Below are 14,670 nucleotides of genomic sequence, written 5' to 3'. Positions count from 1 at the left end.
TGACGTGGGAGGTCATGGGCTGCACGAAAAAAAAGCCGGCCGCAAGAAGCGGCCGGCTTTCAGGGGAGCGTCAGAGCCTCAGGGCAACTGGGTCCAGTTCTGGTTGTTGCCGCCGTTGCAGGTCCACGTGATGAGTGCCGTGTCCTGCGTTGTCGAGCCGTTCGGCACATCGAGGCATGAACCCGATGCGCGGTTGCGAACCGTCCCGCCGACCAGACTCCATTGCGTCGTGTCGCCGGCGGTGCACGCCAGCTGCACCACAGGCGCATTCGTCGTCGCGGTGCCGTTCTGCGCCAGGCACAGGCCGCTGTGCTCTGCCACGAACTGCACGTAGCCGCCCGTCAGGCTGTTCACCGTGAACTTCTCGTTGCCGGCGTTGCCGCACGGCCATTGCACGGCGGTCGTGCCGCTGGTGGTTGCCGCGCCCTTGATGTTCACGCACATCGTGGGGTTCAGGTCGGAGCGAATGCGCGCGACGACGGCCGGTGCGGTGTCGAGCGAGCGCACGTACTCGCGGATCGCCACCTGGTCGGCCCCTGGCAGGCTGTTGGCGTTGCCGTGGCCGCTGGTGAGCACGTCCTGCAGCGTGGCCGCCTGGCCGTTGTGGAAGAACGCCGTGGTGTTCCAAGTGCCCGACAGCGTCGGCGTGTCGAAGCCCACGCCCGCCAGCGGCTGGTTCATGCCCTTGCCCGACGATGCCTGGATCGTGCCCACGTCGTGCCGCAGGCCGTCGCGGAAGGTGCCGCCCGAGTGGCAGGTCACACACTGCGCCGAACTGAACAGCGTCTGGCCGCGCGTCGCATCCACGCTCAGGCTGCCGTCCGCGTTGCGCGCCGGGCTGCGCATGAACTTGCTCAGCGAGCCCAGGTAGGCCGCCAGGTCGTCGAGCTGCGCGTTCTTGCCGGCCTTGGGCGCGCCCAGCGGGTCGGAGGTGGCCGCGAAGTCCGCATTCGTCAGGAAGCCGGTGCCGCCGAACTCGTTGCGGATGTCGTTCTCGAAGTCCTGCACTTCGTCGAAGTTGGCCGTCCAGTGCAGCTTGCCGTGGCCTATGCCGCGCCGGCCCTGCAGGCTGATGGTGCGGCGCAGGCCCTCGCCGCGCTGGGTGAAGTCCCACACCATGCCGTCATCGCCGCCGTCCGCGTGGCAGCTCGCGCAGGAGATGTAGTTGTCCTTGCTCATGCGCCGGTCGGAGGCGTTGTAGAACACCTGCTTGCCGCGCAGCGCCGCGGCCGCCATCGGCTCCTGCGCCACCGTCGACACGTTCTGCAGGAAGGTCGGGGCATTGGTCTCCGAACTCAGCACCGAGGCCACGTCGTGCACCGACACCGAGCGCGCCAGGAAGTTGTTGACGAACAGCCGCTTGCGCGCCGAGTCCAGGTACAGGCCGTGCGGCGCGCTGCTGGCGTTGATCTCGCCGCGCACCGAGCGGCTGTACGGATCGACGATGGCGACGCGGTTGCCTTCCATCTGCGCAACGAACAGGTAGTCGCCCGAGGCGGAGAACAGCGCGGCGCGCGCCGGTGCGCGGTCGTCGAAGTCGATCTGCTCGTCGAACTTCTCCGCCGCGGCCTGCAGGTCGACCTGCGACAGGATGGAGCGCACCGTCTGGTCGTGCACCAGGTTGTTGCCGTCCCTGAACTTGCCGCGCACGATGTTGTCCTTCTTTGAAGGCAGCACCGCCCGCTTGCCGTCCGGCGAGATCACGACCTGGCTCAGGTAGTTGGCCACGCCGCGCGCGCGGCTCTCGGTGTCCACCGTGGTGGTGTCCACCGGCAGCGCGATGGTGGTCATGGCGCTCATGCTCTGCAGGTTCACCCTGTGCAGCTGGCCGCCCGTCATCTTCGACTTGAAGCGCGTGACGTAGGCCACCTGCGAGTCGGAGTTGACGGCAATGCCGCGCAGCGCGCCATCGAGCGCGACCGCACCGGTTGTGGCGCCGTTGCTCGGGTCGAAGCTCATCAGCACCGACTTGCTCTCCAGCGTCAGTAGGCCCTTCGCACCATCGGGCGTGAAGGCCACGCCGTAGGGGCCGCTGCCGTAGGCGAGCGCCACGGTGGCGGAGATGGCGCCGTCTGCCGCGTTGAGCGCGACCAGCTTGTCCTCGCCCTGCACCGTGACCCAGATGCGTCCGTCGGGGCCTACTGCCAGCGTCTTCGGCTCATCGCCCACGCGGGTCTCCCAGAGCTTGGCCAGGGTCTGCGCGTTGATCGCGGCGACCGTGCCGCTGTCGGGGTTGACCGAATACACCGAGTTCGCGTCGCCTGCGATGTTGGTGGTGTGCGTGGGCGCCCGCGCCGTGGTCGGAACGATCACCGTGAGGTTGTAGGTGTAGAAGGTCTCGCGGCCGCTGCTGTCCTTCACCGTCAGCGTCACCGTGAAGTGGCCGGGGCGCGTGTAGGTGTAGGTGTAGTTCGGCTGGCTCGAATAGGCAGTCTGCGTGCCGTCGCCGAAGTTCCAGCGGAACTGCGCGCCGCTGCTGCCCAGCGTGGCCGGGTTGAACACCAGCTGGCCGTTGACGATCTTCGGTCCGCCGCCGATGCCGGGGTCGCCGATGATGGCCTGGCCGCGCAGCGTGCTCACCTCGCTGTCGTTGAGCACGCGGCCGTAGACGCGCACCTCCGCCAGCGTGCCCTTGAAGAGCGTGGCATTGCCCTGGATCTGGCCCAGCAGGTTGAACTTGTTCGACAGGCCCTTGTTGCCGGTGGGGCCTGTGGATGTGGTCTTCACCCCATCGACGTACACGGCCTGCGCACCCGAGGCCGCGTCGCGCGTCATCACCACGTGGTGCCAGCTGCCGTCGTTCACCGCTGCGGTGGAGGTGGTGCCCGCATCGTTGCCGATCGACAGCTTGATGCGCCCGCCGTTGTCGAGCCAGCCCCAGAACACGTCGTCCGCGCCGCCGGACTGGTCGCGCCCGAAGATGCCGGGCGCGGTCCACGAGTTGGGTCCGCCCGCCTGCGTGGTCTTCATGTAGAAGCTCAGCGACGCGGTGCCGCCGAGCACGGTGGCCACGCTGTCGTTCTTCAGCGGCACACCGGTGGTGCGGTTCGCGAAGTTCATGCCGATGCTCTCGAACGCGTCGCCGCCGGCGGGCGTGCCGTTGTTGGCGCCGATCTGGTCGGAGAGGTTGCCCGCCAGCGTCCAGTAGTGCATCAGGTTGATGTCGGTCGCGTTGCCGGTGTTGAACGTCGACTTGTAGTCCGCGCCGATGGCGTTGCCCGCATAGTCCTTCACGCCGTTGGCCGGCAGGAACACTTCGTAGCTGGTGCCGGGCGAGAGCGGCTGGTCGGGGTGGAAGTTGATGATGCCCAACTGCACGCTGTAGGTACCGGCCAGCGTGTTGCCGCCGACAGGGCGCACGATGAAGGTGTTGGAGTTCACGCTCTCGGGCCGGATGTTGTCCGTCATGCCCAGGCCGATGCGCGATGTCAGCGCCTGCTGCTTCGCTCCGTTGGCGGGCGAGACATGCTTGACCTCGGGCTTGGTGGTATCAGGGTCCACCGAGTGCACGACGAAGCCGCTGCCCGAGCCATGGTCGTTGCCCACGAAGACGAGATTGCCGAACATCGCGACCTGGCCGTTGTCCGAATGCGTGAAGTTCGGGTCGTCCTCGCGCAGGATGCTGCCTCGGCCCACCTCCACGTGGTTGAGCGGATTGCTCACGTCGACCTTGTGGATGCGCGTTTGCGCGCCCTGGATGACGTAGTTGTCCTGCGTGGCGCAGTACAGCTGTTCGTCGATGACGAGTCGGTTGTCCTCGGCCACGAAGTGCGAGCGGTCGCTCAGGTCGTAGCTGTACATCCTGGCGCCGCTGTTGCGCGCGGAGGCATGCAGGTTTCGGCCGTCGAAGCAGGTCGCGTAGTAGAACGGCGTGGTGCCCACGATGGAGTCGAGCACCTTGGGGTTGAGCGGATCGGAGATGTCCAGGCTCGCGAAGCCGCCATTGCTTTCCATCGCGGTCAGCACCATGTGGTTGCCCATCGTGAAGATCGGGCCGATGCGGAAACCGCCGAGCTCGCCGGTGGGTACCGGATTGGGCTTGCCGGCGCCGCGGTTCGCGATCACGGCGTTCGCGGGGTCCCCGGCATCGACGATGAAGATGCCCCGGCCCGCCGACGCCACGTACAGGTAGGGTGCCTGCCACCAGAGCTGCCAGGCCACGTTCTCGTAGTCGCCGCCATTGACGCCGGGCAGCGCCAGCTTCTTCACCTGCTTGATGTCGTTGACGTCGGTGAAGTCCCAGAACTCGACGCCGTTGATGCTGGGCAGCACCACGTACGTCTTGCCGCCGATCTTCGCGGTGCCGAAGGAGTGCGTTTCGCGGAACTCCTTGGTGCGGGCCTCGGGTTCGTAGATCTTCTTGACCAGCTGGATCTGGCGCGGGTTCGACACGTCGTACAGCAGGAAGCCGCCCGGGCCCAGGCCGCTGTCCGGCGCGAAGGAGGTGAGGAAGTAGCCGTTGACCATGATGCCCGCGTTCATGCCGTAGTCCTTGCGGCCCGGGTAGGTGGCGGGCACCTCGCGCGATTCGTAGGCGCTGCTGTGCGCCGGATCGAGCGGGTGCGCGGGGCTGGTGATCATCGACACCGGCTTGAACAGCTCGGCCGACGTGTAGGTGAGGTTGCCCAGGCCCGGCCCCTGCAGCGGGAGCGGGTCGGCGACGGCCGCGGAGACCGCTGCCGCCATGTTGTTCAGGGTCGTCATCGGACTGACCCCGGTGATTGCCGCGTGCGTCAGCAGCGTGACGAACGGCAGCAGGAACGCCATCAAGTAATACCGGATTTTCATCGTTGCCTCCAGGTTGTTTGAAGTCCGCAGGGGAACCCTTTTTCTCGGCCAACTCGCTCCGTCTTTTTTCTTCTGGCAAAAGCTCGCGCGCAGGACGCACCCCGGCGGGCGACGCATGCGTCGCCCGCCGTACAGCCTTTGCTTCCTCTTCTTCCCTCTCTCGCTCTCTCCTTGGTCGGGTGGCGTCAGCTCATTTCACGCCGCCCGATTCATAGATGTCCCACGCCTCCTTGGCGCTCGCGCCGCGGTGGATCATGGCCATCAGCGCATCGACCACCGCCGACGGATTGGCGTGCTGGTACACATTGCGCCCGTACACCATGCCGACGGCGCCTTCGTCCATCAGCACGCGCGAGCGCGCGAACACCTGCTGCAGGTCTTCGCGCCCGCCGCCGCGCACGAGCACGGGGCAGCGCGCGGCCTGTACCACGCGGTGGAAGTCGGCCGGGTCGCTGGTCGGGTCGGCCTTGACGATGTCGGCGCCCATCTCGCGCGCCAGGCGCACCAGCGTGACGATCTTCTCGGCGTCGCCGTCGACCATGTAGCGGCTGCCGGGCGTGGGCGACTGCATCACCAGCGGCTCGATCATCAGCGGCATGCCGTAGCGGTCGCAGTCGGCGCGCACGCGCGCGATGTTCTGCACGCACTGGCGGAACAGGTCGGGCTCGTCCGGCAGCATGAACAGGTTGACGACCACGCAGGCGGCGTCGCGCTGCACGGCAGGCAGCACCGGGTCATGCTCGTTCTGCAGCACGGCCCACATCACGCGGTGCGCGGTGGCGTTGTAGGGGTTGCCCATGTCGATGCGCTGCACCAGCGCGGGCTTGTCACGGCCGGGGCGGTCCTGCAGCAGATCGGCCTGGCCGTAGTTGAGCTGGATCGCGTCGGGGCCGGCGGCGACCAGCTTGTCGATCACCGCCGGCATGTCCTCGAGCCCGTTGAGGAACGAGGGCTCGTTGCACACGCCATGGTCGAGCGCGATGTCCAGGCAGCGCCCGTTGTTCAGCAGCCGGTTCAGGCGTGCGGTCTTGTCCTTCGACATACGAAAGAAATCCTTGCTTGTTTGGTTGTGGGACAGAAAAGGTGAGTCAGGCCAGCGCGAGCAGATGCCTGCTGGCCGCCGTGTCGATGAGCTGCAGCGCGTCGTCGCGCAGGTACACCGAGCCGGCGCCCGCGTTCTCGATGGCCTGCTTGCTGACGCGTGCGCCGCACAGCGCCACCGAGATGCTGCCGCGTGCCAGCGTCCACGCGATCATCAGTTGGCCGAACGAGCATTCGAGCTGCTTGCGTAGCGGTTCGATCTCCTCGAAGAAGGCCTTGAGCTTTCCGCGGTTCCCGGCGCTGAAGCGCGGGTTGCTCGCGCGCTGGTCGTCGCCGTTGAACTTGCGCTCGGGGTCGATGGGGCCGGCGAGCAGGCCGAGCGCCAGCGACGAGTAGCCCAGCACCGCCACGTTGTTCTCGCTGCACAGGGGCACCAGCGTCTGCTCGATCTCGCGGTCGATCAGGCTGTAGCGCTCCTGCGCCGCGTCGACCGGGCCGTAGCGCAGGTACTCGGCGAGCGTCTCGGGGCTCACGTTGCTCACGCCGATGGCGCGGATCTTTCCCTGCTTCTTGAGTTCGAGCAGCGTGCTCATCGTCTCTTCGACCGGCGTGGTGCTGTCCTGCCAGTGCGTGATGTAGAGGTCGATGTAGTCGGTCTGCAGGCGCTTCAGGCTTTCTTCCGCCTCGTGAATGATCGACTCGCGCCCGAGGTAGCGATACACCGGGTGGCCGTCTTCTTCAAAGAAGTGCGTTCCCTTTTGCGTGTGCCACACCAGTCCGCACTTGGTGGCGATCACGGCCTCGTGGCGGCGGCCTTTGAGCGCGGTGCCGACGATGCTCTCGGAGCGCCCGAGGCCGTAGGCCGGCGCGGTGTCGATCAGGTTCACGCCCGCGTCTAGCGAAGCCTGTATGGCCAGCACGGCGGCGGCGTTGTCCCCGCCGCCCCACATCCAACCGCCCATGGCCCAGGTGCCCAGGCCGATGGCCGAGCATTCGATGCCCGAAGGGCCGAGCGTGGTCTTCTTCATCGATGCGTTGTTCATCGCTTGGTCTTTCTCGTGTTCATGAGGTGGTCGATGGTCACGGCTGCGAGCAGGATGAGGCCCTTGATCACGTCCTGCCAGTAAGGCGACACGTCGAGCAGGATCAGCGAGCTGGTCACCACCGACAGCAGCGCCAGGCCCAGCACAGCGCCCAGCACCGTGCCCGAGCCGCCCTTGAGGCTGGCGCCGCCGATCACCGCTGCGGCGATCACGTTGAGCTCCATGCCCATGCCGAAGGTGGGCGTGGCGGCGCCGAAGCGGGCCGTGTAGATCACGCCGGCCAGGCCGGCCGAGGCCGAGCACAGCACCGTGACCCAGAATTTCACGTTGCCCACGCGAATGCCCGAGTACAGCGCGGCCTTCTCGTTGCTGCCCGTGTAGAACACGCGGCGCAGCAGGGTGGAGCGGCGCAGCACGAAGTCGCTTGCCACCACGATCGCCAGGAAGATCAGGATCACGGCCGGAATGCCGAAGAGAGTGCCCTGGCCGATGAACTTGAACTCGGCCGGCAGCGAGAACAGCGACTGCGGCGTGCCCTGCGTGAGCGCCAGGCACAGGCCGCGCACGATCACCATGAAGGCCAGCGAGGCGATGAAGTGGTTCAGCCCGATGCGCGTGACGCAGCCGCCGATCATCGCGCCGATCAGCGCGCTTGCGCCGATGGCCACCAGCCCCGCCGTCCACGGGTCGAAGCCCATGAGGAAGAGCTTGCCCGTGACCACCATCGCGAAGCACACGACCGAGCCCACCGACAGGTCGATGCCGCCGACGATCAGCAGGATCGTCATGCCCACCACCACGATGCCCTCGATGGAGAACGACAGCAGCATCGCGCGCACGTTGTCCCAGGTGAGGAAGTAGGGCGACGCGAAGCTCATGCCCACGCACAGCGCCGCGATGATGAGCAGCAAGCCCATCTCGCGCATGCTGCCGAGTTTGCTGGCGGGTTTCACGGGGCCTCCTCCTCCTCCAGTCTGTGGTCGCGGCTGGAGGCCTGGGGCGGCCCCCGCATCGAGTTGTGCTGGGTAGTTCATGCTGTCGTTTCCTCTTCGCAAAGTCCGGAGGCCAGCCGCAGCAGCGCCTCTTCCGTCATTTCGTTGTCTTGCACTTCGCCGGCCAGCCGGCCGTCGCGTATCACCAGCGCGCGGTCGCACAGCCCGATGATCTCGGGCAGCTCCGAAGAGATCACGATCACGCCCACGCCCTGGTTGGCCAGCTCGCGCAGGATGCGATGGATCTCCGACTTGGCGCCCACGTCCACGCCGCGCGTGGGCTCGTCCATCAGCAGCACCGAGGGGTTGGTGGCCAGCAGCTTGGCGATGGCCACCTTCTGCTGGTTGCCGCCCGACAGGCTCGCCACGTCGATGTCGACCCCGTCGGATTTCAGCTTGAGCTTGGTGCCGAGCTCCACTGCCAGCCTGTGTTCGGCCGAGCGTTGAAGCAGGCCGAAGCGCGAACTGACGCGCTTCAGCGCCATCGATGCGATGTTCTGCGCAATGGGCAGGTCGAGGTACACACCGGCTGCCTTGCGGTCTTCGCTGAGGTAGGCGATGCCTTTGCGCAATGCGTCGCTGTACTTGCGGATCGTGAGCTGCTTGCCGCGCAGGCGCACGGTGCCGCGCCGCGCGGGGCGCAGGCCGCACACGGTTTCGGCGAGCTCGCTGCGGCCGGCGCCCATCAGGCCCGCAATGCCGAGGATCTCGCCGCGCTTCAGCGTGAAGGACACGCCGTGCACGCGCTCGCCGTCGGCGATGTCGGTCACTTCGAGTACGTGTTCGTCCGATGCAGGCTCTTCCTGCTTCGGCGGGTAGTAGTTGCCCAGGTCGCGCCCGACCATGCGGCGCACCAGGTCGTCGGCGTTCAGCTCGGCGAGCGGGCCGCTGTGCACGTCGCGTCCGTCGCGCAGCACGGTGACGCGGTCGCCGTGCGCAAAGATCTCGGCCATGCGGTGGCTGATGTAGATGATGCCGATGCCCTGCGTCTTGAGGTCGTGCAGCACCCTGAAGAGAGCGGCCGATTCGTTGTCGGTCAGCGCGGCCGTCGGTTCGTCGAGGATCAGCACCTTGCAGTTCAGCGTGAGCGCCTTGGCGATCTCGATGAGCTGCTGCGTGGAAATGCTCAGGTCCTTCACCAGCGCGGAAGGATCGATGTCCTGCCCCAGTCGCTGCAGCACCTTGGCGGCGCGCTCATTGAGGCTCGCGTAGTTCATCCACGCGGTTTTGCCGGCGTTGATCTCCGGCATGAAGATGTTCTCGGCCACGGTGGCGTCGCCGCACAGGGCGATCTCCTGGTGCACCAGGCCGATGCCCAGGCGCATGGCGTGCGCCGGGCCGTCGATGACGACCTTCTGTCCGTCGAGCGAGATCGTGCCTTCGTCGGGCTGGTGGATGCCGTCGATGATGTTCATCAGCGTGGACTTGCCCGCGCCGTTCTCGCCGCAAAGGGCGTGGATCTCGCCGCGGTGCAGCGAGAAGTCCACGCCCGAGAGCGCACGCGAAGCGCCGAAGCGCTTGCTGATCCCCTTCAGTTCGAGCAATGCGCTCACTGCGTTCACTCGCCGATTCCCTTGGTACCGCGGCGGGCGAGGTACTTGTCCCAGTAGAAGTCGTCGGCGTTGGCCTTGCTGACCACGGCAAGGCCGTTGTCCAGGAAAGGCACGGCCATCGGGTTGGTGCCGTTGCGCTTGGCGTCGTTCATCGGGTCGATGAGTGTCGGGTTCTTCGCAAGGAACAGCATCATCATGCCCATGTAGCCCTGCATGCCCTGGTTCGGGTTGATGGCGCCGAACACGTCGCCCGACTTGATCATGTCGAGGATCTTGGCGTTCACGTCGCAGCACATCACCTTGATGTTCTTCTTGGTCTCGACCTTGGCCTGCGCCGCGCCGAGCGCCGAGTTGGCCTCGGGCATGAAGAGGGCACCCAGGTTCGGGTTGGCTTGCGCCAGGCTCAGCACCGCCTGGTAGGCCTTGTTCGGGTCCTGGTTGCTGGCGGCGCGGCCGACCAGCTTCATGCCCGGGTGCTTGGCCTTCATGCGGTTCACGAAGGCGGCGATGCGGCGGTCGTGGTTGTCCTGGCCCGGGTTCTCCAGCACAGCGTATTCGCCCTTGCCGCCCAGCGATGCGGCGATGGCGTCGGCGGCCTGCGTGCCTTCGCGGTCGTTGTCGGACGTGATGAAAGAGGTGCGCTTGGAGTTCGGCGAGTCGGCCGCGAAGGTGACGACCGGGATGCCCATCGCCGCCGCGCGATTGATGGGCTCGATGAACGGGTCGGGGTTCATCGGGTGCAGCAGGATGCCGGCAGGCTTGCGCGCCAGCTCCTGCTCGAACGATGCGAGCTGCTTGTTCACGTCGTACTCCGGCGTGCCGGTGTAGCGGGTGCGAACGCCCAGCGTGCGGCCGAGCTGCTTCATCATTTCGTAGACCGGAAACCAGTACTCGACCCCCGACACCATCACGTTCATCACGTAGACGTCGCTGGGGTTGCCGCGCAGTCCGCCGCCCGCGGCGGGTGCCGCGGCCTGCTGCTGCGCGAATGCGCTGGCGCCGGCCAGGCCGATGCCGGCTGCCGCGGCGGACTTCAGGAAATTACGCCTCATTTTTTGTCTCCTCACGTTGGGTGGGCTCAGCTTGCAATGCTGCTTTTCAGGGCAGCGCTTTGATCCTCTGCGTCACGACAGTTGTTATGACAGGCTAGAATGTACGCGCTGCCCGTTTGACGGGATAACTAGGGGAAACGCTACTGGCAACGCGCTTTTATTCCGCCGAAGCTGTTATGACATGAAGCCAAACATACTGATCGGCATCGACATGGGGTCGAGCAGCCTGAAAGCCCTGGCCCTCGAAGCCGGGAGCGGCCGCTCCATCGCCCTGTCCCGAATGCCACTGCCGCACGACCGGCTGCCTGGAGGGGGATGCGAAGTGGCCGCGACGGCGATCCGCGCGGCCCTGACCCACGTGCTGCGCGACGTCGCCCACCAGCTCGGCGCCCGCGCGGCCGAGGTCCGCGCCATCGGCTGCACGGGCCACGGCGCGGGGCTCTATGCGCTCGATGTGCGCAACGAACTCGTGGGCGGGCGGGCCGTGGCGTCGACCGACCAGCGCGCCGATGCGCGTGCACGTTCGCTCTCACTGGGCCATGGCGACGCTCTGTTCGCGGATGTCGGCTGCAGGCCGTGGCCGGGGCAGCCCACCGTGATCGCGGCCGAGCTGCTGGGCACCGATGCCGTGCAGCGCGGGGCGGTGCGCCGGCTGCTGTTCGCGAAGGACTATCTCGGCTTTCTGCTGACAGGCGAGATCGCGACCGATGCCAGCGATGCAAGCACTGCCGGGCTGGTGTCGATCGCAACGGGCACGTGGTCGCAGGCGGCCTTCGATGCATCGGGCATCGCGGACCTCGGGCCGCACGTCTTCGGGCCGCTGGTGCCGAGCGGCGAGGTCGTCGGCAAGCTGCGGCCTGCCGAAGCCGCGCTGTGCGGCCTGCCCGCCGGCATCCCCGTGGCGATGGGCGCCATCGACCTGCTCGCCTCGATGACCGCGATCTGCGCGGAAGGGCGCGCCCGCGCGGTGTCGGTCTTCGGCACGTGGTGCGTGAACGCGGTGATCGGCCCTGTGATCGAGCCCAAGCCCGACGTTGCCGCCGTCGTGAACTTCGGCCGCGAGGACAAGCGGCTCTACATGGAGAACAGTCCGTCGTCGATGGCCAACATCGCATGGCTGGCCGGCGTGCTCGGGCTGCCCGATTCGCGCGCTGTCGTCGACCTGGCGATGTCGGTGCCGCTGGGCGCGGGCGGCCTGCGCTTCCTGCCCTTCGTCAACGGCGGTGGCGGCGTGACGGCGGGCTTCGTCGGGCTCAAGAGCCACCACACGCGCGGCGACATGGCGCGCGCGGTGGTCGATTCGGTCGCCGCGCTGCACGCGCGGCACACCGCGCGCCTTGCAGCCTGCGGCCTGCCCGTGTCCGCATCGACTGTGCTCGGCGGCGGTGCGAGCGACACGCGCCTCGTGCGCCTGCTCGCCGGCTTCCTGGCTCACCCGGTCGAACGCTGCGCCGACGACGAAACCGGCGCGCGCGGCGCAGCCATCTACGCCGCCATGTCGCAAGGCATCGACCACGCCGAACAAGGCAGCGCCTTGCTCGCGCCCTGCGACACGGTCGAACCCGATGCCGCCGAGGCACGCGCCCATGCCGATTTCAACGCCGGCTTCAACGAACTGATCGACACCATGTCTCCTGTGTTTTCCCATCTGTCGGGAGCTGCGAAATGAGCGCCTGGCAACTGCCTTTCGTGCGTCCGGCTTCGCTGGCGGATCGTCATTTCTCGACAGTGATCGTCGGCGCCGGCATCAACGGCGTCGGCGTGTTCCGCGACCTGTGCCTGCAGCGCGTCGACTGCCTCATCGTCGACAAGGGCGACTTCAGCGCGGGTGCCAGCAGCGCGCCCTCGCGCATGATCCACGGCGGCCTGCGCTACCTGGAGAACGGTAGCTTCTCGCTGGTGGCCGAAGCCACGCGCGAGCGCAACCTGCTGCTGCGCAACGCGCCGCACCTGGTGCAGCCGCTGAAGACGGTGGTGCCGCTGTCGAGCTTCTTCGGCGGCCTCATGAGCAGCGCGCTCAAGTTCTTCGGCCGCACGCCGCCGCAGCGCACGCGCGGCTTGCTGGCCGTGGCGGCGGGCCTGCGCCTGTACGACCTGCTGGGCCGCCGCCAGCGCGTGATGCCCAACCACCGCATCAGCCGCGTGCCGCAGAACGACCGCAGCCTGTTCCGCGCCGCGGTGCGCTGGACCGCCACCTTCTTCGATGCGTGGATCAGCCACCCCGAATGGTTGATCCTCGAACTCATCGGCGACGCCTGCCGCGACCAGCCGCGCTCGGCCGCCGCCAACTACTGCCGCGTGATGGGCTGCGCGGGCAACATCCTCACGCTGCGCGACGAGATCACCGGCGCGCTGGTGCGCGTGACGGCCGACACCGTGGTGAATGCCAGCGGTGCGTGGCTCGACCGAAGCACGGCCGTGCTCGGCGGCGCGGGCTCACGCGTGATGGGCACGAAGGGCTCGCACCTCGTGCTCGACCACCCCGCGCTGCGCGATGCACTCGAAGGCCGCATGGCTTACTTCGAGGCGGTGGACGGGCGCGTGTGCATCGTCTATCCCTTTCTCGACCGCGTGCTGGTGGGCTCCACCGACATTCCGGTGGATGACCCCGATCAGATCGGCACGGAGCCCGAAGAGGTCGACTACCTGCTCGACGTGCTGGCCGAGGTGTTCCCGAACCTCTCCTTCGGGCGCGGCGACGTGGTCTACACCTATGTCGGCGTGCGGCCGCTCGCACGCTCCGACGCCGACAAGCCGGGCCAGATCTCGCGCGACCATTCGGTGGTGCTCGACCCGCCGAATGCGACGCGCGACATTCCCATCGTCGGCCTCGTCGGCGGCAAGTGGACGACCTTTCGTGCACTTGCTGAAGAAGCCACCAACGAAGTGCTGCAGCAGCTGGGCCGCCCGCGCACCGCATCGACCGAACTGCTGCCCATCGGCGGCGGTGCGGAGCTGCCTGCCGATGCACAGGCGACGGAGCGCTTCGTCGATCGCATGGTTGCCACCTCCGGCCTGGGCCGCACGCGCGCACAGGTGCTGCTGCGCCGCTACGGATCGAAGGCGCTGCCGCTGGCGCAGCGCCTCGGTGCCTCGGGCGACGTGCCGCTGCAGCACGCGCCCGATTACTCGGTTGCCGAACTCTCGTACCTCTGCCTCGAAACCGGCGTGGTCCATCTCGACGACCTCGTGATCCGCCGCACGCTGCTGGCGATTCGCGGGCTCGTCACCGATGCCGCGCTGGCTGAAATGGCTGGCATCGCAGCCGAGGCGCTCGGCTGGGACGCAGCGCAGGCGCACCACGAACTGCAAGCCTGCTCCGCCGCCCTGCGCGAGCGCCACGGCGTGCGGCTTTCGCCGGTGGTGGCCGATGCGCCGCCGTCTTTCGATGCATCATTGATGACTCCTCAGGCCTTGGGCCAGCCCTCAACGTGAACTCTTCGACCGAAACTTCGACCGTGCTCGACCGCGACTCCGAGTCGCCCCTGTGGGCCCAGTTCCGCGATGCGCTTCGACTGCAGATCCTGCAGGGCGCGCTGCCCATCGGCGCCAAGCTGCCGTCCGAAGCCGAGCTCGGCGAGCAGTTCGGCATCTCGCGCATCGTGGTGCGCGAGGCGCTGGCCGACCTGGTGCGCAACAACCTCATCTACAAGATCAAGGGACGCGGCGCGTTCGTGTCGGCACGCGAGCGCGACGAGGATTTCGTCTCTACCGTGCTCGGCTTTTCCGACGAGATGGAGCGCAAGGGCCGCTCGGTTCGCACGCAGATCCTCACGCAGGAACTGCGCGCGCCCACCGAGCAGGAAGCCGCGTCACTTGGGTTGAGTGATGACACGCAGGTGGTCGCGCTGAAGCGCCTGCGCAGCGTGGACGGCGAGCTGCGCCTGCTGGTCGAAACCGTGGTGCCCGCCGACCTTGCGCCGGGCCTACACCGCACGCGCCTGGACGACCGCTCGCTCTACGACGTGCTGCGCCGCCAGTACGGCCTGCGCCTGGTGCGCGCCGAACGCTGGATCGATGCGGTGCTGCCAGACGCCGAGACCTGCCAGCTGCTCAATTTGCCGCAGCCCGAGCCGCTGCTGCGCATCGAATCGATCGCCTACGGCGCCAACGGCCGGCCGCTGGAGCATTACCGCGCGCTCCACCGCTGCAAGACCAGCCGCCTGCACGTGCAGACGACGACCTGAGGTTGATGACGAGA

9 protein-coding genes are annotated in these 14,670 nt (G+C 67.4%); 3 read left to right on the top strand and 6 right to left on the bottom strand.

Annotation, left to right across the window (positions count from 1 at the left end):
- Positions 1-78: 78 nt before the first annotated feature.
- The 6 genes from ACZYSP_RS14305 to ACZYSP_RS14280 all read right to left on the bottom strand — a co-directional run bounded on the left by ACZYSP_RS14305 (position 79) and on the right by ACZYSP_RS14280 (position 10,469).
- Positions 79-4,788, bottom strand: coding sequence for an Ig-like domain-containing protein (locus ACZYSP_RS14305; protein WP_489014770.1), 4,710 nt, complete (start codon positions 4,786-4,788; stop codon positions 79-81).
- Between the two features lie 190 nt (positions 4,789-4,978).
- Positions 4,979-5,830, bottom strand: a complete 852-nt coding sequence (locus ACZYSP_RS14300) for a class I fructose-bisphosphate aldolase (RefSeq protein ID WP_093053811.1) — start codon at positions 5,828-5,830, stop codon at positions 4,979-4,981.
- 46 nt (positions 5,831-5,876) lie between these two features.
- On the bottom strand, positions 5,877-6,857 hold the full coding sequence (locus ACZYSP_RS14295) for an aldo/keto reductase (RefSeq protein ID WP_426393138.1): 981 nt from the start codon (positions 6,855-6,857) through the stop codon (positions 5,877-5,879).
- A gap of 11 nt (positions 6,858-6,868) precedes the next feature.
- Positions 6,869-7,906, bottom strand: coding sequence for an ABC transporter permease (locus tag ACZYSP_RS14290; protein ID WP_489014768.1), 1,038 nt, complete (start codon positions 7,904-7,906; stop codon positions 6,869-6,871).
- On the bottom strand, positions 7,903-9,426 hold the full coding sequence (locus ACZYSP_RS14285) for a sugar ABC transporter ATP-binding protein (RefSeq protein WP_489014766.1): 1,524 nt from the start codon (positions 9,424-9,426) through the stop codon (positions 7,903-7,905). The genes ACZYSP_RS14290 and ACZYSP_RS14285 overlap by 4 nt, the downstream gene beginning before the upstream one ends.
- Positions 9,423-10,469 carry a substrate-binding domain-containing protein gene (locus ACZYSP_RS14280; RefSeq protein ID WP_093076861.1) on the bottom strand — a complete coding sequence of 349 codons (1,047 nt, stop codon included), beginning with the start codon at positions 10,467-10,469 and terminating at the stop codon, positions 9,423-9,425. Before ACZYSP_RS14280 ends, ACZYSP_RS14285 begins: the two co-directional genes overlap by 4 nt.
- A 181-nt stretch (positions 10,470-10,650) precedes the next feature.
- Here ACZYSP_RS14280 and ACZYSP_RS14275 point away from each other — a divergent pair, with 181 nt between their 5' ends.
- The 3 genes from ACZYSP_RS14275 to ACZYSP_RS14265 are packed head-to-tail and all read left to right on the top strand — an operon-like array spanning position 10,651 to position 14,656.
- On the top strand, positions 10,651-12,138 hold the full coding sequence (locus tag ACZYSP_RS14275) for an FGGY family carbohydrate kinase (RefSeq protein ID WP_489014764.1): 1,488 nt from the start codon (positions 10,651-10,653) through the stop codon (positions 12,136-12,138).
- Positions 12,135-13,904 (top strand): glycerol-3-phosphate dehydrogenase/oxidase, encoded by a 1,770-nt coding sequence (locus tag ACZYSP_RS14270; protein ID WP_093076864.1) that lies wholly within the window; start codon positions 12,135-12,137, stop codon positions 13,902-13,904. Before ACZYSP_RS14275 ends, ACZYSP_RS14270 begins: the two co-directional genes overlap by 4 nt.
- Positions 13,901-14,656, top strand: a complete 756-nt coding sequence (locus ACZYSP_RS14265) for a GntR family transcriptional regulator (protein WP_093053825.1) — start codon at positions 13,901-13,903, stop codon at positions 14,654-14,656. Before ACZYSP_RS14270 ends, ACZYSP_RS14265 begins: the two co-directional genes overlap by 4 nt.
- The last annotated feature ends 14 nt before the right edge of the window (positions 14,657-14,670 follow it).

The organism is Variovorax sp. F042 (genome assembly GCF_057814215.1).
Note: the sequence above shows the minus strand (reverse complement) of the source record. Positions and strands in the feature narration are given on the sequence as shown.